Genomic DNA, 21,145 nt, shown 5'->3' on the forward strand with positions numbered 1-21,145 from the left:
ACTTATTTACCGTCATAGTTTGCTAAAAAACATTGCAAGCAAAGTTTACAAAAAATGTTCGCAGTTAAAGTTTCAACATAAAGTATAAAGACAAAGTCTAAGAACAATGCTTAAAGACAAAGTTTAATCATCCAGTCACCCCCTCCTTTAGAGGGGGCCGGGGGAGGATAACAAAAAAACAAAATGAAAAACATATTAAACAGACTAATCAATCACGAAACGCTTTCAAAAGAAGAAGCAAAAAGCGTGTTGGTTAATATTTCAAATGGAAATTACAATCCAAGTCAAATAGCCGCTTTTGTGACTGTTTACATGATGCGTAGCATAAGTATTGAGGAACTGGCCGGTTTTCGTGAGGCGCTATTAGAGCTTTGCATTCGAGTAGATTTATCTGCTTACGATACAATCGATTTGTGCGGGACAGGTGGTGACGGTAAAGATACTTTCAATATCTCGACGCTAGCTTCATTTATTACTGCAGGTGCAGGTGTCAAGGTAGCCAAACATGGTAACTACGGACTATCGTCAATCTCAGGTTCAAGTAATGTGATGGAAAGTTTAGGAATCAAATTCAGTAATGATGCTGACTTCCTTGAAAAATCTATCGATCAAGCTGGAATTTGTATTTTACACGCTCCTTTGTTTCATCCTGCAATGAAAAATGTGGGTCCTATTCGAAAAGAACTAGCCGTAAAAACGTTCTTCAACATGCTAGGTCCTATGGTGAATCCTTCATTCCCACAGAATCAGTTAGTAGGGGTTTTTAACCTAGAGTTAGCGAGAATGTATGCGTACTTATATCAAAATACCAATGTGAATTTTACCATTTTACATTCTCTTGATGGATACGACGAAATTTCGTTAACAAGCCCAACGAAGATTATCACTAACAGTATGGAAGGAATGCTTTCTCACGAGACTTTTAATGTAAATCAGTTAAAGCAAAGTGAAATCGAAGGTGGAAAAACAATAGCAGCATCAGCAAAAATGTTTACAGACATCCTTTCAGGCAAAGGAACCGAAGCACAAAACAATGTTGTATGTGCAAATGCTGCTATGGCAATTGCCACAGTAACAGGATGTACTCCATTAGATGGTTTTGCTCAAGCAAAGGAAAGTTTGCTATCAGGAAAAGGAATGAAAGCATTGACAAAATTACAGGAGTTGAGCAAAAGTTAGTTTCAAGTTTTTTTTGTTTCAAGTTTCAAGTTACACAAACTGGGAACCTGAAACTTTAAACTTTAAACTTTAAACAAATAATAAGATCATGAACATACTCGATAAAATAATAGTAGATAAAAAAAGAGAAGTCATTCTCAAAAAAAGCATTATTCCGGTTTCGCAATTAGAGGCTTCGGTGTTTTTTTCGAAAGAGACTATTTCATTAAGCACTAGTTTAAGAAACAGCAACACTGGAATCATTGCGGAGCACAAGCGCCGTTCTCCTTCTAAGTCGGTTATCAATCATAGCTTTACAGTGGAAGAAGTTGTCAAAGGATATGAGAGCGCTGGAGCTTGCGGAATTTCAGTTTTAACAGATGGAAAATACTTTGGTGGATCATTAGACGATTTACTATTGGCTAGAGCTTCGGTAAATATTCCGCTATTGCGAAAAGAATTTATTGTAGACGAATACCAAATACTAGAAGCAAAGGCACATGGAGCAGATTTGATTTTGCTAATCGCTGCGGTACTAACGCGAGACGAAATCAAATCATTATCTGAATTTGCTAAAAGTTTAGGGTTAGAGGTTTTACTAGAAGTGCACAATCAAGAAGAGTTAGAAAAATCGATTATGCCCACGCTAGACATGATTGGCGTGAATAATAGAAATTTGAAAACCTTTGAAGTGAGTTTGGATTTCAGCAAGCAATTAGCAGACATGATTCCGAATGAATTCGTAAAAGTATCCGAAAGCGGCATTAGCTCAATCGAAGCGATAACTGAATTAAAACCTTATGGTTACAAGGGATTTTTAATAGGGGAAAACTTTATGAAAACAGATGATGCTGGAAAAGCAGCAACGGAATTCATAAAGCAACTAGCCCCCTAGCCCCCGAAGGGGGAACTCCTCTTTTTGTGGACATGTAAAAGAAGAAAGAGGCAAGAGTAAGGAGTAAGGAGTAAGGAGTAAGGAGTAAGGAGTAAGGAGTAAGGAGTAAGGAGTAAAAAACTTCTACCGAAGTTTTTTAAGATAAATAAATAGATATGAAAAATCCAAACATGGACGGCACAAAGTCTCCCTCCCCTTCGGGGAGAGCCGGGGTGGGGATAAAAATCTGTGGTATGAAATACCCTGAAAATATCCTCGAGCTGGGAGCACTCCTACCCGATTATATGGGCTTTATTTTCTGGGAGAAATCGGCTCGTTATTTTGATGGTGTCATTCCTAAATTACCTCAGTCTATTAAAAAAACGGGGGTTTTTGTGAATGAATCTTTTGAAAATATTGTTCAAAAAGTAGCACAATACGATTTACAAGCAGTACAGTTACACGGTAAGGAGTCGGTTGAATTTTGTGGTGAATTACGTAAATCCTTGTTAAAGGAGATCGAAATCATAAAAGTATTTTCAATTTTAGATACCTTTGACTTTGCGGTACTTAAACCTTTTGAAATGGTTTGTGATTACTTTTTATTCGATACTAAAGGAAAGCTACCAGGAGGTAACGGAAGTACATTTGATTGGAAAGTACTACAGCAATACCCATCATCAAAACCCTTCTTTTTAAGCGGAGGAATAGGTCTTGACGAAATGGATGCTGTAAATGAAATTTTGAAAACTAATTTGCCCGTTCATGCCATAGACGTCAACAGCAAATTTGAAATAGAACCTGGATTAAAGAACATATCATTAAGTAGGGATGCAGTGCAATGTATCTCCACGTTTAATCATCCACAATAAAAAATAAAACAATGTCATACAACGTAAACGAAAAAGGCTATTACGGTGAATTTGGAGGAGCCTACATTCCAGAAATGTTATATCCAAATGTAGAAGAACTGCGTCAGAATTATTTAAAAATCACAGCTGAACCTGAGTTTCAAGCTGAATTTGATGCCTTGCTTAAAGATTATGTGGGTCGCCCTACTCCATTGTATTTTGCAGAACGTTTGTCTGCGATGTACAATACTAAGGTGTATTTAAAAAGAGAAGATTTATGTCATACTGGTGCGCACAAAGTCAACAACACTATTGGACAAATATTACTCGCTAAAAGATTGGGTAAAAAACGCATCATTGCCGAGACTGGAGCTGGACAACACGGTGTGGCTACGGCTACTGTTTGTGCACTTATGGGAATGGAATGTATTGTGTACATGGGGGAAATTGATATTAAACGTCAGGCGCCAAACGTGGCTCGTATGAAAATGCTAGGTGCTGAGGTTCGTCCCGCTCTTTCAGGTTCAAAAACGCTAAAAGATGCTACAAACGAAGCCATTCGTGACTGGATCAACAATCCTGTGGATACCTATTATATCATAGGATCTGTAGTAGGACCACATCCCTATCCTGATATGGTAGCACGTTTCCAATCGGTTATTTCTAAGGAAATCAAATCGCAATTACTGGAAAAAGAGGGTCGTGAAAACCCCGATTATGTAATCGCATGTGTAGGTGGAGGTTCTAATGCTGCTGGTGCTTATTATCATTTTCTTGATGAAAAAGATGTTAATATCATCGCTGTAGAAGCCGCTGGACACGGAGTAGATTCTGGCGAAAGTGCTGCTACTTCAGCCCTAGGAAAAGTAGGTGTAATACACGGTAGTAAAACCTTATTGATGCAAACTACTGATGGACAAATTACCGAGCCGTATTCTATCTCAGCTGGTTTAGATTATCCAGGTGTAGGTCCTATGCACGCTCATTTATTTGCTTCAGGACGTGCACAATTTATTTCCATCACAGATAAACAAGCAATGGACTGGGGATTGAAACTATCTCAACTAGAAGGGTTAATTCCAGCCATTGAAAGTGCGCATGCATTTGCTGTTCTAGATGAAATGAAATTTAAAAAAGAGGATATCGTAGTGATCAATCTATCGGGACGTGGTGATAAAGATTTGAGTACTTACATTGATTATTTCAATTTGTAGATAACTTTTCACTAATTTTACATTTGGGCGTTTCCTTTTTTCCTCTGATAAAAATCAGAAAAAAAAGGCCGGGCTATACGCTAAATTCCCAATAAGAATACTAGCGGTCTAAGGACCTTATATTCTAAATTGGGCGATACCGCTGCTATCCCTAACGCAATAAAAACTATGAGAGTAAATAAATCATAGCACAAATTCAAAAAAGAAAAAATGGAAAAATTATTTGCCTACGGATCATTAAAAGATAAAGAAGTTCAGGAAACCGTTTTTGGAAGATTCTTAGAAGGAACTCCTGAAACGTTGAAAGGATATGAAGTAAAAGAAATTAAAATCGAAGAGGAATTTGGTATGGAAACCTACCCTATCATTGCCCCTACTGAAAATACTAATGATATTATTGAAGGGATGGTTTATGATCTTTCAGTTCATGAACTAGAACTCGCAGATACCTACGAAGGAAAACAGTACAAAAGGATTGAAGTTCGTTTACAATCAAATGAAGTAGCATGGGCCTTTAGCGCCAAAACGTAAAAAAATATAGTACACAGATAAGGCATCTGTTAATTAGTATAGCAATGAATAGAATAAAACAAAAGCTGCAAGAAGATAAAAAGATATTCTCTGTTTATTTCTCTGCTGGATATCCTAGTTTGAATGATACGGTTCAAATTATACAAGACTTAGAAAAAAATGGTGTAGACATGATCGAAATTGGTTTGCCGTTTAGCGATCCACTTGCTGATGGACCTACAATTCAAGCAAGTTCTACCCAAGCTTTACACAACGGAATGACTACGCAAGTGCTGTTTGACCAGTTAAAAGATATTAGAAAAACAGTTTCTATTCCCCTAGTAATGATGGGATATTTCAATCCTATGTTACAATACGGAATAGAGAACTTTTGTAAAAAATGTCAAGAAGTAGGTGTGGATGGATTAATTATTCCGGATCTTCCTGTTGATGTTTACGCTGATGAATACAAAGCTATTTTTGAAAAATATGGTTTGCTAAATGTATTCTTGATTACACCACAAACATCTGATGAGCGCATTCAGTTTATTGATAGTGTCTCTGATGGATTTATTTATATGGTGAGTTCGGCAAGTGTTACAGGATCACAAACTGGTTTTGGAAGTACGCAAGAAGACTATTTCAAACGTATTGCCAACATGAATTTGAAAAATCCACAAGTAATTGGTTTCGGAATCAATAATGCCGAGACCTTCAATCAAGCAACGAAATTTGCAAAAGGAGCCATTATAGGTAGTGCATTTATACAGCACTTAACCGAGAATGGTACTGGAAGAATAGCTGATTTTGCAAAAGCAATTCGATAGCGATTACTACCAAAAATAGAACAACGGCACTTATAATTTTTAAGTGCCGTTTTTTTATGCCCCATTGTCAAAGCTTAGCCGTTGATCTGGAATTATAATTTTCGATCTAAAGAAAAAAACTATATATTTGAATACAGAAATTAACTACAAATTACAATTTTATTAAACTTTCTGTATGGTAATTTTTAAAGATGATGAATGCATGTGCCCGCAAGTACATGCAATGCTATTAGAGAATTTCAACCACATTTATACACAAACAAACCATATTACTAACCAATAACCAAAACAATGAATATTACGACTTTAAAAAGCAGACCAGATCTACCCAAGGAAACAAAAGCTGGCAAAATGTATGACCAATTTGAAAAATTATTAATAGAATTGAAAAATAAGCCGTTGTCAAACAAAGAGATTATTACAATTAATGAAAATGTTGACGCTATCAATTTCTCTACTCTAGAAGGAAATGATTTTGCTAAGTTGATCAAGACAAATCAGATTCAAATACTCAAACTTATTCAAAAAGAGTCTAAAATCGTACCACAGCAATACTATGTAACATTAGGTACGATTATAGGAATGACTGCTATTGGTCTGCCAGTAGGAGTGGCATTTGGCTATGCATTAGGAAATATGGGACTGTTGGGACTAGGGCTACCCATTGGTTTAGCTCTTGGCGCAATTATCGGTAAATCTTTAGATAAAAAAGCGTTCGAAAATAATAAACAACTTGGCTTAGCAATTAAGTACTAATTGAAACATTACCAACTTCACTAGAATAAACCAAACCCTAAAACACAAGAAATGACCAATACTGATATTCATAATTTAAGCGATGCTGAACTAAAAGAAGAAGCTAAAAAATTAAAATCATTTTCCATACAAAATAGCGTCTTCATAGGAATTTTAATGGGAATTATATTTTATAGTGTAACAAAAAACACTTGGGGATTAGCTACTTTAATTCCGTTATATTTTATTTACAAACTGATTAATGCCCCTAAAAGTAAAAGAGCAAAGGAGATAGACGACATTTTAAGAGAGCGATCAGTAGCCAAAATTTAAAAAAATTTAAGTGTACTCTTATAATTGGCTTTGTAAAGGCTTAAAGACTGCCACAAATCATAGCTGTTGTACGCTGTCAACTGATGAGGAAAAAATCATCTAATATTAGCAATGATTCATAAAATAGTAAAAGCGTAATTAGAATATAGATTACTTTAAAAACAAAATACACAAACAATACAACTAATGAAAAATTTAATTCTTATTGCCTCACTGTTTTTTTCAATTTCTTCATTTGCCGACTCTAGTTTTTTAGCAGGTTTAAATTTTTACACTGCGTATGAAAAGATAGGTAACAACAAATACACGACTATTAGTAAGAAAGGGATAACTGTGAAAGATTTTACTAATACACTTTACAGCAATGATGTAGCTCTAGGAGAAAAGGTGGCGCTTATAAATGCGTTATCAACCTATTATGAATTTACTGAGAAACCTACAGGTCATTTTAAAATGTATCAAGAGGCATTTTACACGCCACTAAAAAGTAAATATGCTGATAATTTTTCGTTTGAAAATGAAACTATTGCACCAGAAATCAGATTACTATGGGTATTAATGACCGATTATGATACTTCAAATCCAAAAGTTAAAACGTATCAATGGTTAGCTCAAAAAATGCCTCATAGTTTAACTGCACAAACAGTTTCTGTAATGGCATATTCTTACGATATATTGTACAATGACTTAAATGATTTTCATACAATACAGGATTTAAAAAACAATTATGTAGCGGCTTATTTTAAAAATATAAACAACTTTACGCTAGATGCTCCTATTGAAATTAAGGCATTGGCTGTAGAGGATATACTCCCTTACACTTTAGATTGTGAAAATAGACTTAAGTGTTTTGTAGATACATCATCAGAAGCAACCACTATTGAGGGTCTAAATAAATTGTCAGATTCAATAAAAAATAATATTAAGATTGGAAAGGTTATTTCGGAATGGTATAACGACAATTGGATTGATTCAAAAGAAGCTGCTCTGGTATGGATCGAAAAACAAGAAAATTGCATCGATAAAATAAAAGTTTCACCTATTCAAAAATCAGAAATGAGATATTTTTTTATAAGTAAGATCTATAAATTAATGCATAATAATGACGACTTCACTTACCGCATGATGGATAATTCTTTTGTTAAAATATTGAAAGGATCAAAAGACAGCGGTGACATTTTAAATGACGCCACTTCTTACCTGGATTCAGTTAGTTTAGATTTGGAAAAAATAGGCATTAGTAAACGTGATGTAGAGGAGCTTAACTCATCAAAAAACAATTTCCAGACTGAATTTGAAATTCCAGCAAACGAATCAGGAGTAGTTGCAGGACTTGCTTTTGGTGGTGATGACGCTAATTATACATTTAAGAATAATTTTGATGCACTGCATCATTTACTATTTTATTATTACTTACATCCAGAAAAAATTACAGAAATGTATGACTTAGAATAATCAGACTAACTAAACGTTTTACTATTAGTAAAAACTTATTTTACATTTTAATTATTCTCGAGTAGAAAAAATGAGTGCAATTATAATCTTCCTGCTTTAGCTAGCACAGCGTATAAAATGAACCGATTGAAGATAATATGAGCTTTGTTATTTTGATTAGGGAATATTATTTTAACTTATAGTCTTAAGAATAAAGAGGATCATATAACTTCTTTGTCTTGCATTATTTAAAAATAATTAAAACAGGACTTGGATAAATGGTTCCTTTTATTAAAATAATTAATTCGCAAAAAATTGAAATACTACACCATCAACTTCCCAATAAAACGGCTATGAGTCCTTATAAATAAATCTATTTACGTAAATTGCGGTCTATCTAAAGTTAATATTATGAAAGACAATAAAATACTACATTATATAAAAGACGTAATAACAAATATGCCTACGGGATGGTTGGACATAACCACGCACCGACTAGATATTTACGATGAAAAGCAAGCCAAAACACAATTCTTAGATCAGTTTGAAGCGTTGTATAATAATGAAAATTCAAGCACTACAGCGCTTAATGAATTACCTACTGCTTATGATTACATTAGACTAGGACATCCTTTATCATGTGTGTTAGAATGGGGTATTGCTAAAACAAATGATCTAAAAGCAGATAATGTAATTAGTTTTTCGTCTAAAACAGTTCCTGTATTATCCGTTTTAAGAAAAAATTTATTAGATCATAAAAATACCCAAATACTTTATACTGGAGATTTACCCACTTCCTTTGATGCTGAAGTGGTGAAGAATATTTATGGTTATCATTTTGATTTAAAGAAAATTGAAAATACTGATACCATTCAGGCTTTTAATGGCAGTACTGTTTTAATTGCAAATGAAAAGCAATTTGGTGCCCTTACTATTCCTAGCGGAGTAGATTTTTATATTAGTCTGTACGAGCAGTTAGGAAGCGTTTTAATTGTAAACGGAAAAGAAAACGAAAGTTACGTTTCGGATATCCAGCATGTAAGACGTAGAGAAACTATTGCAATGACACCTTCTGACTCGCTTGCAGCTTTAAAATCATTAGTAGCACAACAACCCATTATTGCCATTAAAAGCAATGTAACCGCTGATAAAAAAGCTGTTTTAGAGGCTATAAAAAAAATTACAAACACGAGTACAACGCCACTTGTTGCTTCAAGTGGACTTTCAATTCAGTATGCTATTTTAATGGGATTAATTCATGATGCCGTTGAAAACCACAAAGGGAAAGCAATTAAAATTATCGTTCCGCCTAATTGTTATGGAGGCACTAATGATCAAGCGAGACGTGTTGCTGCTTGTATTGACAATGTTGAAATTGTAGATTTATTAGTTGATGGCGATAATGATATGGTACAAAGTATTGACACTGTATTGACCCAAATTGCAACTGAAGACGCAATTCCATACATCATTGCTGAGATTCCAACAAATCCTCGTGTAGAAGTACCTAATCTTACTGATTTAAAAAATGTTTTAAGTCAAAAACGTAAAACTGCAACTGGTACAATTGCTATCGATCCTGTTTTTATTTTAGACCAAACATTTTGTCCTAATGTTCACTTTTTAGGTGAGGAGGATATTCTTGCCTCTGTTAGAACAATTTCATTTGCTAGTGGATCTAAATTTCCTAGTGGTGGGAAATGTACTGCTGGTTACTGTGTAGGAAACAAAAAAACAGTTGCTTTGATGGAAAAAATTGCTCTACATCTTGATCTTTGCGATAATGAGGCTACAGATCTTCAATATGAAATATTAGCCAAGCAGTTGCCGTCAATGAATCAACGAATTAGTGCTGCGTATGAAAACACGCGCGATTTTGTAAATTTTATCCACGATTCCTTACCGGGAGCAAAAATTAATTTTGTTTCAGAAGAATTGGCTCAGCAAGGGTTTACTCCTTCTGTATTCTCGTTAGATTTGCCTACAAAAGGAAATACTGCAGCTGAAAAAGAAGCGCACAAAAGAGAATTGAACTTGAAGTTAATCAACTTAATGATCACTGCTATTCCCAATGAAAGTAAATTTTGCGTAAGCTATGGTCAATTAAAAGGATGTTACTGGACTATTCCCGCAACTTCTACTCAAGGAACAACTAAGGAAGGCGACAAAGATTATATTGTACGTGCATCACTTTCTGGAGATATGGATCTTGAATTACATAAAAAAGTCTTTTTAAAATTTGTGGAGAGTATTTAAGATCTTCAAAAGTTAGAATTCTAAAAAAGCACATATACTATAAAAATTGTATGTGCTTTTTTTAAATTGGACTAATTTTATAGAAATATGTTTTATTATTTATTTTAAACTATTCCTTCTTACTTAGATTCAATTAATAAATATACAAACTAATAAATCCCCGAGTTATGATCGAACAAATGAAAGAAAGTGCTATTGCTTTTTATAAGATGGCATACGAAGGCAACCCAAGAAAAGCAACTGAATTATATGTGGGTTCAGAGTATATCCAACATAATCCTGAAGTTAAAAACGGAATAGAAGGTTTTATTGAATATTTTGAGAGAATGCAAATTGAATATCCTCAAAAAACAATTGAATTTGTGCGAGTAATAGCCGAGAATGATTTGGTTTCACTTCATACGCACCAAATATGGCCTAACGATGACCAATATGTGACTATGGACTTTTTTAGATTTGACAACAAAGGTAAAATCGTAGAACACTGGGATGCAATCCAGCAAATCCCAAAAAAATCAGCCAATACAAATAAAATGTATTAGTAAAAAGTATCATAAATTGATCGTAAAAGTATTTTAGGAAATAGAGAAATGGCTTTTATAAAAAGTCAAACAGGAAATGAAGCATTATCAAATTTGTACCATGCTAAATTTGACTTAATTATCACCTGTGTATTATCTACATTAAACGGAAAAGGTTATAAATCATCTTGGTTCACACTCTCTCCTGCTGACGGCCAATGTATCATAAGGTTAGCATTTCAAGAAGGAATTTGTTCTATGGATTCAGGAAGAGATAAAAATGGTAATTTTCATGATATTTTAGGGGTCAAATTTAAAGACTCAGATGACTGCAGAAACCTGTATTTTAATATTGAACCTGCTGCAAAAAGAATGTTTGGTCCCAAAGGTTAATAACATTATGAATAGCTACTCGTAAACTTAATAGCGCTCTAAGAAAAAAAAATCACTCGTTCTTAAGTGCCTACAAAACGTATTCTAAATTTCTTCTAAATTGAATGCTTATCTTTGTATTTATGAAATTACTACTCATTGAAGACGAAAAAGATCTAGCCAATAGCATTCAAAATTATTTGACTGGTAACGATTTTGTTTGTGAATGGGCAGGCAATACAAAAACAGCAATAAATAAAATTTCAAATTACGATTACGACTGTATTTTACTTGACCTTAGTTTGCCTGATGGTAATGGATTTGATGTGTTAACCGAATTGAAAAAACAAGGTAAAACAGAAGGTGTAATCATAATTTCGGCTAAGGAAACTTTAGAAACAAGAATTGAAGGCTTTACATTAGGAGCTGACGATTACCTCACAAAACCTTTTCATTTATCGGAATTATTAGTGCGAATTCAAGCCCTAATTAGACGAAAAAACTTTCAAGGAAACAATCTTGTAACTTGTAACGAAATTGAAATTGACACACTTTCTAAAACGGTAAAAGTCAATAGTCTTAAAGTTGAGATTACTAAAAAAGAAATCGACTTGCTTTTATATCTTATAGGGAATTTAAACAAAGTATTATCTAAAAGCGCTATTGCTGAACACCTTTCAGGAGATATGGCAGACATGTTAGATAATCATGATTTTGTTTATGCACACATCAAAAATTTAAAAAATAAGTTGAAAGACGCAGGCTGTGATGATTATATTAAAACGGTTTATGGATTAGGATATAAATGGCAAAATGAATAAAAACTTACTTTACAAAACTTCTAGAGCTTACCTACTTTTCTCAGTAATATTGTTGGTCGTTTCGGCACCTTTATTTTATTATAGTACCCAAAAATTATACATTGATGAAATCGATGAAACACTCTTGCTGCATAAAAATGAGTTTATAAAATATTCATTACCTACTTTAAAAATAACTGATATACCAAACTGGAATAAATTCAATCGAAATAATAAAATTGAAGCGTACAACAACACTAAAAAAGACAGTCTTTTTTATCAATCATACCATGATATTTTAGATTCAGAGATGGAACCTTATCGCGAATTAAATGCGCCCATTATAATCTCAGGAAAACCATACACCTACTCTACCAGAATTAATCTAGTAGAAACTGAAGATTTAGTCCAGAGCATCGCATTCTTATTTTTAGCAATTATTACGTCACTCTTGATTGGCTTATTTGTAATTACAAAACGATTATCAAAACGACTGTGGAAACCGTTTAATGACACATTAGCGCAAATCGAAAAGTTCGAAATTGACAAAGCAACAACTCCTGTTTTTGTACCAACTGATATTGAAGAATTTAATCGTTTGAATAATAGTATCGAAAAATTAATCGTTAGAAACACTTCTATTTACCGCAGCCAAAGGGAATTCATAGAAAATGCAGCTCACGAACTCCAAACCCCTTTAGCTATTTTTCAGGCAAAAATAGACAGCTTTATTCAGAGTGCTGTTTTTAGTACTGAGCAATATCAAATGCTCGGTTCCTTAAACGAAAATGTTAGTCGTTTAACACGCCTAAATAAAAATCTCCTTTTGCTTTCTAAAATTGAAAATGACAATTATAATACCAAGGAGGTTATTTACTTACACGAAATCATTCATAAAAACATTTCCTTTTTCACGGAACAAGCAACAGCCAAAAACATAAAAATTACACTAGAACTATCCGAAAAAGTTGTAGCCAAATCTAATCCTGTTTTGACTGAGATACTTATTAGTAACTTGTTTCTTAATGCCATAAAACACAATACAAGCAACGGAGAAATTAATGTAACGCTAAGCAACAATTCATTATTATTCTCGAATACAGGACAAGCGCAATCCTTAGTAACGGATAAATTATTCAACCGTTTCTCAAAATCAAATCCATCTGATCATGGGAATGGTTTAGGTTTAGCCATTATCAAGAAAATTGCCGATCGCAATAATTGGTCTGTTTCTTATACCTTTCAAGATACTCATCATTCTTTTTTGGTGACATTTTAAAATTAAACTACACTGAACTATTGGTTTATTACTGATTCTAAATTAATTCAAAATCTCCTTGCAACTTTGTAGTATAATTTTAAATAACTTAAAAAGATACACCATGAAAAAGACCTCCTTAATTGCCGTAGCACTATTAGTTACAACAATAGCATTGGCTCAAAAAATTCAAACAAAAGAAGTGCCTGCTGATGTAAAAACAGCATTTCAAAAAAATTACCCACAAATTAAAATACTAAAATGGGATAAAGAAGACGGCAACTTTGAAGCCAGTTACGAACTAAACGAAATCGATAATTCAGTTTTATTTGATCAACAAGGAAACATTATTGAATCAGAAGTCGAAATTAAAACAACTCAATTACCACAAGGAGTTTTAGAGTATGTAAAAACCAATTATAAAACATTAAAAGTAGATGAAGCAGCAAAAATAACGCATAATGATGGCGTTATTGTTTATGAGGTAGAAATGAAAAAAATGGATTTACTTTTTGATAGTAACGGAAAGTTTATCAAAGAAATTAAAAACTAAAAATGCCACAGAGAATGAAAATCAAATTTTTTTATACGCTACTTTTTATCACTATTATAACGTCATATTCTTTTGCTCAAAGCAAAAGTGTAACTCTATCAGGTATTGTTAAAGACAAAGCTGACCACACCGTATTACCTTATGTGAATGTAGTATTGAAAACCGAAAAAGACAATGCCTTTGTAAGCGGAACAGTAACTGATGAAGAAGGACGGTTTTCATTATCTAAAATTAAATCAGGAAATTACTTTATTGAAGTTTCTTATATTGGCTATACTACAAAAAAAGAAATCGTATTTGTTGGTAACCTAACTGACTATCTAGATTTAAAAACTATCGAAATAGCAACAGCATCAACCACACTTAATGAAGTTGTCATTACTACTAAAACAAATGAAATCAGTGAGAAAATGGACAAAAAAACATTTTCTATAAAAGACAATATTAGTCAAAGCGGCGGTTCTATTTTACAGGCTATACAAAACTTACCTAGTGTAACTACTCAAGATGGTAAAGTACAGTTGCGCGGTAACGACAAAGTAACTGTACTTATTGATGGTAAGCAAACGGCATTGACTGGTTTTGGTAATGCAACAGGATTAGATAATATTCCAGCATCAGCAATCGAAAGAATTGAAATCATCAACAATCCGTCGGCTAAATATGATGCCAATGGAAATGCTGGAATTATCAACATCATTTATAAGAAAAATAAAAAAAATGGATTTAATGGAAAAATTGGCTTAACAACTGGTTTGGGTTCTTTATGGGTTCGAAAAGAAAACCTGCCAGCGATAACACCACAATATACTTTTACGCCAAAAATAAATCCTAGCGTATCCCTTAATTATCGCAAAGACAAAGTAAATGTGTTCTTTCAAGGAGATTATTTATATACTGAAACACTTAATAAAAACGAATTTGTAACGCGTAACTATGCAAATGGTGACATTATCAATTCGCAATTAAAACGCAACAGAAACACCCATTTTACCACATTAAAATCAGGGATTGATTATGCTATTAACGATCAAAATTCGCTTACTGTTTCAGGAATGTTTGGCAGCGAAAAAATTATTGATCGTGGTGACCAGCCTTTTTTTAATAGTGATTATTCACAACGTCTTAGATTATGGCAGTTTTTAGAAGATGAATTAAAAACAACTGTAATGGCAACGGCTAGTTACCAACATAAATTTAAAGAACCTGGACGCCTTATAAATGCTGGCTTTAATTACACTTTTCATAGAGAAGATGAAAAGTACTTTTATGACAACTACCTTCCCTCTACTACAGGTACGGATGCTTTTAAATTAATCTCAGATGAGCAAGTCTATGATTTTAACTTAGATTACATTGCTCCTTTTAAATATGGGAAATTAGAAACTGGAATAAAACTTAGAAATAGAAACATCCCTACAAATATGCAATTTATTCCCGGCGAAAATTCTGTACTTGATAGTAATGCGGGTGGATGGGCAACTTACAAGGAATTGATTCCGGCGGTATATGGAAACTATGTTTTTGAAAATAAAAAATGGGAAGCCGAATTAGGTTTGCGAATTGAATATGTCAAAATCCAGTACGATGTAAACCCAGATCATGTAGTTTATAAAAGTGACGGATATAACTATACGCAACCCTTTCCCAATTTAAGATTGGCTTATAAAATTAATGATAATGACAAAATATCCGTTTTTTACAATAGACGCGTAGATAGGCCTAATGAAGTTGATATTAGGATTTTTCCCAAGTATGACGACGCTGAAATTATTAAAGTTGGAAATCCAGCCTTGCGACCACAATTTACAAATTCGGTGGAATTGGGATACAAAACTACTTGGGAAAAAGGAAGTTTGTACAATGCCGTTTACCATCGCTTTGCAGCAGGTACTATTACTAGAATTTCAAGCACTGTAGCTCCTAGCAAACTGATTTATGCTACTTTCCAAAATGTCGATAAAAGCTACAATACAGGCTTAGAAACCATTTTATCACAAGAATTTTCAAAATTATATTCTTTAAATATTAATCTAAATGCATATCGCAATCAAATAGATGCTTTTACTGTTGAAAATAAATACCCCACAGCACATACCTTTTCGGCAGAGCAACAAGAAATAATTTCAGGAAATCTTAAAGTGAACAACAGCTTCCGTTTTGCTAATAATCTTGATGCACAATTAACCGCAATTTATTTAGCACCTGATATCATTGCGCAAGGAAAAATAAAAGCACGTTTTTCATTAGATCTGGGACTAAAAAAAACCATTCAAAAAGGAAAAGGAGAATTATTCTTAAACGCAACTGATTTATTGAATACCATGATTATAAAAAAAGAAATCAACGGACAAGGTTTTAATTACATCAGCAATGATTTCTATGAAACACAAGTCATTAGACTAGGATACAGTTATAAATTTTGATCTAAAAAATATTCTTTACTCCACAATCTATTAGTAGCGTAAAATTTTCGTGTTTTATGCTACTTTTTTTTCTATAAAAAAATGCTTTTCGATAATAAAATAACCTCTTTTCAAACTCCATTTTTCAATAAATAGCCCCTATTTTGGTTAACCAGATTTATTTATAAATTTTAACAAGAAAAAGCTTTTTTAAATTTGTTAAAAACAAGATTTCTTTGATTAAAAATAAAAAAAAACACTCTTTTTAACTTTATTTTTTGAGGCCATTTACTATAAATAAAAAATGTGGAAACCCGCATTTGGTCTACAATTAAGTAAATTCAAAAACTAGAAATCGCTAATATTAAAGTTAATAATTGACATTATTTATTACTTTGATAACTTTTTGATAACAATATGGTAATTATTATTGCGTTTACATTATTAATTAACCCAAATTATTAAAAATGAAAAAATTTAAATTCAGCAGAATCAACACTATTTTCTGCACAGTAGCTTCATTATCGCTATTAGCCGCTTGTTCAAGTAACGACAATGAGGAAACAACAATTCCTGAAACAGCATCAGCTTTAGAAGCAGCTGATTTACACTTAAGTGATTTTAACGCACAATGTAGTTACGTAGATGGTAACTGGAGTTCAACAGCCTACTTGAACAACACGATGATCAATACTACACAAACAAACTTTATTTATGCTCAAAACACTAAAATTGCAAATGTTTTTGGACAGAGTGCTGTAACCCTTAAAATGGTTCATGACAACACTAGTCCTAATTCTACTTACAATGCAATTTCGTATTCTAATCCAAAGAAAATTTATTTTGGAGAAGCAATTTACGTTGCTGCTTTAGCTAAGGGACAAATTGTACCTGCTATGATTCTTGCTCATGAATTTGGTCACCAATTGCAATATACCTACAATTTGCCATCTAAGCCAGAAAACACAGCAAGACCTAATGAATTAGAAGCAGATGGTTTTGCAGGATACTACATGAGAAAACCTTCAGGATATAACGCTACATGGGAACAAGCTGGACCTGGATTTGAATTTGCTTACGCAATTGGAGACAACAACACAACTAGTGCTGGTCACCACGGTACTCCGTCACAAAGACGTTCAGCAGCACGTTTAGGATGGTATTTAGGAAACTATGATTTATCAGCTAGTGATTTTGATTACAACTTCTTCTATTACTATAACAATGTATTATCAGGTACTTACCGTACAACAACTCCTGAAAGAATCAATCCAAAAATTGATGCTTTTATTAAGTCAAAAATGGCTGAATTACAAAAAATTAAATCTGGTGAAATTTCTGGTGATGAGTTTACTCAACTTAAAGACTAATTTCATTTAATACTTTATAATGTACTATTTATAGTTATTTTAATTAAAGTTATAATACAAAAGAGAGAACCTAACAGTTCTCTCTTTTTATTTACTATAAATACTATGTATAAAAAGCCCCATTGTAAGTTCAAGCGGAGTCGAGAACCTCTATTGCATTTTGACTGCACCAGATGTGATAAAAATTAAGTTGGACTATTTTATACTGTTTTTTGATGTAAATTAATGACTAAAATTCATAACTGTAATAAAAAATGCCACTTAAATAAATTATTTAAGTGGCATTTTTTATTAATTATTTTAGTCTAAAATTCTTAAGAAACAACTTCCTCTTCGACTTCCTCTTCAGTTACAAATTCCATGTGATCTTCTACATCAGCAACTACTTCAGGTTTTGAAGCTTTCAAAATATTAAAACGTTCAATTTTTTCTAAATCTTGTTCTTCTCCAGAGAAATATGGAAATACATCCATGATAGGTGATTCTGCAATGGCAGGAATACTATAATCTCCCATTGTACCTTTCATCACTGCTGTTGTATTATCAAAAGCTTCTTTGACATCATTAGCTTGTAAAAGAATATACATATTTGTTTTGCGTTCTTTACCACTTTCTTCGTCATAAGCTAGTAAAGAAACTTTAGACTTAAACCAACGATCGCTGTTTTCAAAAGGATGAATTTCAGCATAATTCGCTACTTTAATATTCGTGATTTTAAATTCTTCACTAATATAAGCTGACATCTCTTCATTTATTCTACTTTCAGCTTCTGTGTAGGATAAAGCGTCTACTAGATAAGGTTCAGTTGTAACCTTTTGTACTCCAGTATCATCCGTTTTTCTATATTTTACCTTGCATTCGTACCAAGTTGTGCTCATAATATTTATTTTTTTAAGGATGTCAAAGATAGATTTTAAAGAAAAAAAAATACACAATTAGCAAAATAGATATTCACAATTTTAAAATAACGCCGCTATCACTACTCTAATCCATTATATTTCAGCATTCCCAGCTAAGTGAATAAATATGGCAAAAGAAACAGTTAATGTTACTTAAAATATTGCCTGTGTATTTCCTAAGTTTTTAATAGATATCTTCAATCACATAAGTGGTTTCATTGAATTGAAAAGTATTACCTTTTTCTAGCCCTCTCATATTAGCATATATAGGCGCTCTAGTAGAAATTCCGATAACGGTTACTCCATCAACTTCAATTTTTTCACTTGATATCCCAATAAAGAAAACAAATTGTTCCGTAACCACAGTTGCTCCTGGCTCAACAATAGTACATTCATTAGATACATCTAACGAGTTGAGATAAGCAAGTTCTTGTTGTGCAAAAGCGAGTTCATCACCCAGTGCTTTAAGTAATTCATATTTTCCCGCTCTACGGTCTTCACTCTGACTTGCAGATTCATTATTACCAAAAGCAGCGTCGTTTATTTCGGCTTCACGTTTTTTAAAATTCTCAATCAATTCATTCTGATTTTCTAAGCACGCTTTTAAAATCCAGTTTTTATCTATTTTATTTTTCATAGTAATTTAGTATCAATTTAATAAGTGGTAAGATATACTATTTATTTTACAAAATGTATACCCAATAAACACAAATTAGCTGTAATTTATTCTAAAAATAAGTTTTTCAAAATCGTATAATTTATAAAACGCGAACAGCTTTAACGAACCTACGAGTATAGCCCTTTTGGGTTAGGCTCGAAATCATTACTTGCATTTTCTTACTTGATGAAGCGTGTATAAAATTACTTTGCATACCGTTAGGCTCTGATACAATACCTATATGACCTATCGCATTTCTAGTAGGACTTAAAAACAATAGAATATCTCCTTTTTTTACATCGGCAATAGGGATTTCCTCTCCAAAATTCTTAAACAATGATGAACTTCTAGGAACTTTAATTTCAAACTCTTTAAAAACGTAATATACAAATCCCGAGCAATCAAAACCTTTACTGCTAGTACCAGCGGTAACGTAGGGAGTTCCTAGTAACTCATTGCCAAACACAACAATACTATCTCTTAATTGTTCTTCATTATTTGTTGGGATTATTAATTTCTCCTTTACAGAAAGTTGGGCTTTTGCTAAAGACTGTGGTACCGCTTTCTTTTCTATAACTGATGAAGTATTAGTAAAACTACTCAAAACAGTCAATAATAAAGTAATACTACTTCCTAATTTTAAATAATTGATATTTTTATATGTCATAATAATAAATGAAATTAATAGCTGGTTTAATTGATTACAAAATCAACTTTCTCTACAATGTTTTTATCAAATAGGTAGAATGATATTGACCCTTTTTTACAAATTTAAGTAAATTAAGATGATTAGAAATCAATTATGGTAAATTAGGTTTACTACAACTTTTTATTTTTAACTAAATATGTTGTTTTAATACCATAATCCAGAACAATATATTCCAATCAAATATTAAATCGATCTAAAAGAATACAATCAAAAGTTTTATTTTAGACTATAAAAAAAGCCCTTCATAATAATGAAGAGCTAATTTATTGAACTAATATTTACATAGTAAGAATTAGATTTTTACAACCATTTTTCCTTTATTTTTACCGTCAAACAACCCTATAAAAGCTTGCGGAATAGAATCAAATCCTTCAACTACAGTTTCAGTAGCTTTAATTTTTCCTTCTTTAAACCAAGTCGCTAATTGCTGTGTAGCTTCAGGAAATTTTGCTGCATAATTACCTAAAATAAAACCTTGCATTAAAGCACTATTTTTAACTAAAAAGGGCTGAACGCTGACTCCTTTTGCCGGTTCTGTATTATTATAAACTGCTATTGCGCCACATATAATCATTCGAGAAAACTTGTTGATATTAAAAAGAACAGCATCTGAGATTGCGCCTCCTACATTGTCAAAATAAATATCTACACCATCAGGACAAGCAATAGCAATCGCCTCGGCCATATTATCTGTAGTATTGTAATTGATTGCATCGTCAAAACCAAATTCGGTTTTTAACATGTTTACTTTCTCATCAGTACCAGCAATCCCTACTACTCTACAGCCTAATATTTTACCTATTTGTCCAACGATACTTCCTACAGCTCCAGCTGCTCCCGAAATAATAATTGTTTCTCCTTTTTTAGGTTTCCCTATTTCTGTCAAACCTAAATACGCAGTCATTCCAGTCATACCAAGTGCTCCTAAATAAACTGATTGGCCTACAGCTGTAGTATCAACAACTTTTAGGCCTTCACCAGTGCTTTTTTGAAACTCTTTCCACTCTAACATTCCTGAAACGTAATCACCAACTTTAAAATTAGAATTATTGGACTCCATTACTTCTGCAATTATACCAGAACTCATGGGTTTATTCAATTCAAAAGGAGCTGCATAGGATTTTGCATCACTCATGCGCCCTCTTAAATAAGGATCTACAGAAACATAACTTGTTCTTAATAAAACTTCGCCTGTTGTTATAGTAGGTTTTTCTTCAGTTACAAATTTAAAATCTGATAATTCTGGTCTCCCTACTGGTCTTTTGTTTAATAAAATAGTACGACTCATCTTTTTAGTTTTTTATATTCATTACCATTGTTGTCCGGTAAAAATAATTTGAAAGTTATTTTTTCTTTATTTTGCAAGGCTTGACGAGGTTTTAACCTAGTTCAGCTTGTTTTCGAGTAC

At 32.8% G+C, this 21,145-nt stretch carries 21 protein-coding genes; 17 read left to right on the top strand and 4 right to left on the bottom strand.

Features of this window, described 5'->3' with window-relative positions; all coding sequences use genetic code 11:
- Nucleotides 1–183 precede the first annotated feature (183 nt).
- From trpD to HNP99_RS13725, 17 genes are all read left to right on the top strand, one after another.
- Complete coding sequence (gene trpD / locus HNP99_RS13645) at nt 184–1,179, top strand: anthranilate phosphoribosyltransferase (RefSeq protein WP_173853934.1); 996 nt, start codon at nt 184–186, stop codon at nt 1,177–1,179.
- Nucleotides 1,180–1,267: 88 nt separating this feature from the next.
- Nucleotides 1,268–2,053, top strand: coding sequence for an indole-3-glycerol phosphate synthase TrpC (gene trpC, locus HNP99_RS13650; RefSeq protein ID WP_173853935.1), 786 nt, complete (start codon nt 1,268–1,270; stop codon nt 2,051–2,053).
- A 155-nt stretch (nt 2,054–2,208) separates the two neighbouring features.
- Nucleotides 2,209–2,904, top strand: coding sequence for a phosphoribosylanthranilate isomerase (locus HNP99_RS13655; RefSeq protein ID WP_463671061.1), 696 nt, complete (start codon nt 2,209–2,211; stop codon nt 2,902–2,904).
- Between the two features lie 11 nt (nt 2,905–2,915).
- Nucleotides 2,916–4,097: a tryptophan synthase subunit beta gene (trpB, locus tag HNP99_RS13660; protein ID WP_173838697.1), complete on the top strand. Its 1,182-nt coding sequence runs from the start codon at nt 2,916–2,918 to the stop codon at nt 4,095–4,097.
- A gap of 210 nt (nt 4,098–4,307) precedes the next feature.
- Complete coding sequence (locus HNP99_RS13665) at nt 4,308–4,628, top strand: gamma-glutamylcyclotransferase family protein (protein ID WP_173838698.1); 321 nt, start codon at nt 4,308–4,310, stop codon at nt 4,626–4,628.
- A gap of 44 nt (nt 4,629–4,672) precedes the next feature.
- Nucleotides 4,673–5,434: a tryptophan synthase subunit alpha gene (trpA, locus tag HNP99_RS13670; RefSeq protein ID WP_173853936.1), complete on the top strand. Its 762-nt coding sequence runs from the start codon at nt 4,673–4,675 to the stop codon at nt 5,432–5,434.
- Between the two features lie 291 nt (nt 5,435–5,725).
- Nucleotides 5,726–6,190, top strand: coding sequence for a hypothetical protein (locus HNP99_RS13675; RefSeq protein ID WP_173853937.1), 465 nt, complete (start codon nt 5,726–5,728; stop codon nt 6,188–6,190).
- A 51-nt stretch (nt 6,191–6,241) separates the two neighbouring features.
- A complete protein-coding gene (locus HNP99_RS13680) occupies nt 6,242–6,502 on the top strand; it encodes an FUSC family protein (protein WP_173853938.1) in 261 nt (86 codons plus the stop codon).
- A gap of 186 nt (nt 6,503–6,688) precedes the next feature.
- Entirely contained in the window at nt 6,689–7,957 is a 1,269-nt protein-coding gene (locus tag HNP99_RS13685) for a hypothetical protein (protein ID WP_173853940.1), read from the top strand.
- A 390-nt stretch (nt 7,958–8,347) separates the two neighbouring features.
- On the top strand, nt 8,348–10,192 hold the full coding sequence (locus tag HNP99_RS13690) for a PLP-dependent aminotransferase family protein (protein ID WP_173853941.1): 1,845 nt from the start codon (nt 8,348–8,350) through the stop codon (nt 10,190–10,192).
- 167 nt (nt 10,193–10,359) lie between these two features.
- Nucleotides 10,360–10,734, top strand: a complete 375-nt coding sequence (locus tag HNP99_RS13695) for a nuclear transport factor 2 family protein (RefSeq protein WP_173853942.1) — start codon at nt 10,360–10,362, stop codon at nt 10,732–10,734.
- 48 nt (nt 10,735–10,782) lie between these two features.
- Nucleotides 10,783–11,106, top strand: a complete 324-nt coding sequence (locus HNP99_RS13700) for a hypothetical protein (RefSeq protein ID WP_173853943.1) — start codon at nt 10,783–10,785, stop codon at nt 11,104–11,106.
- A gap of 122 nt (nt 11,107–11,228) precedes the next feature.
- Nucleotides 11,229–11,906, top strand: a complete 678-nt coding sequence (locus HNP99_RS13705) for a response regulator transcription factor (protein ID WP_173853944.1) — start codon at nt 11,229–11,231, stop codon at nt 11,904–11,906.
- On the top strand, nt 11,899–13,164 hold the full coding sequence (locus HNP99_RS13710; protein ID WP_173853945.1) for a sensor histidine kinase: 1,266 nt from the start codon (nt 11,899–11,901) through the stop codon (nt 13,162–13,164). The genes HNP99_RS13705 and HNP99_RS13710 overlap by 8 nt, the downstream gene beginning before the upstream one ends.
- 103 nt (nt 13,165–13,267) lie before the next feature.
- Entirely contained in the window at nt 13,268–13,696 is a 429-nt protein-coding gene (locus HNP99_RS13715) for a PepSY-like domain-containing protein (protein WP_173853946.1), read from the top strand.
- Between the two features lie 14 nt (nt 13,697–13,710).
- Nucleotides 13,711–16,122, top strand: a complete 2,412-nt coding sequence (locus HNP99_RS13720) for a TonB-dependent receptor (protein ID WP_173853947.1) — start codon at nt 13,711–13,713, stop codon at nt 16,120–16,122.
- Between the two features lie 446 nt (nt 16,123–16,568).
- The gene (locus tag HNP99_RS13725; RefSeq protein WP_173853948.1) at nt 16,569–17,471 is read left to right on the top strand and encodes a neutral zinc metallopeptidase; all 903 of its coding nucleotides are present in this window, start codon (nt 16,569–16,571) and stop codon (nt 17,469–17,471) included.
- 314 nt (nt 17,472–17,785) lie between these two features.
- On the opposite strand, the gene HNP99_RS13730 is transcribed toward HNP99_RS13725, so the two are convergent.
- The 4 genes from HNP99_RS13730 to HNP99_RS13745 all read right to left on the bottom strand — a co-directional run bounded on the left by HNP99_RS13730 (nt 17,786) and on the right by HNP99_RS13745 (nt 21,025).
- On the bottom strand, nt 17,786–18,349 hold the full coding sequence (locus HNP99_RS13730; RefSeq protein ID WP_173853950.1) for a DUF4494 domain-containing protein: 564 nt from the start codon (nt 18,347–18,349) through the stop codon (nt 17,786–17,788).
- 205 nt (nt 18,350–18,554) lie between these two features.
- Nucleotides 18,555–19,007: a hypothetical protein gene (locus HNP99_RS13735; protein WP_173853951.1), complete on the bottom strand. Its 453-nt coding sequence runs from the start codon at nt 19,005–19,007 to the stop codon at nt 18,555–18,557.
- 121 nt (nt 19,008–19,128) lie between these two features.
- Nucleotides 19,129–19,695: a C40 family peptidase gene (locus HNP99_RS13740; protein ID WP_173853953.1), complete on the bottom strand. Its 567-nt coding sequence runs from the start codon at nt 19,693–19,695 to the stop codon at nt 19,129–19,131.
- Between the two features lie 334 nt (nt 19,696–20,029).
- Nucleotides 20,030–21,025 (bottom strand): NADP-dependent oxidoreductase, encoded by a 996-nt coding sequence (locus tag HNP99_RS13745; protein WP_173853954.1) that lies wholly within the window; start codon nt 21,023–21,025, stop codon nt 20,030–20,032.
- Nucleotides 21,026–21,145: the final 120 nt, after the last annotated feature.

Origin of the sequence: Flavobacterium gelidicaeli, from assembly GCF_013294005.1 — a bacterium.
In the GTDB taxonomy this organism is placed as follows: domain Bacteria; phylum Bacteroidota; class Bacteroidia; order Flavobacteriales; family Flavobacteriaceae; genus Flavobacterium.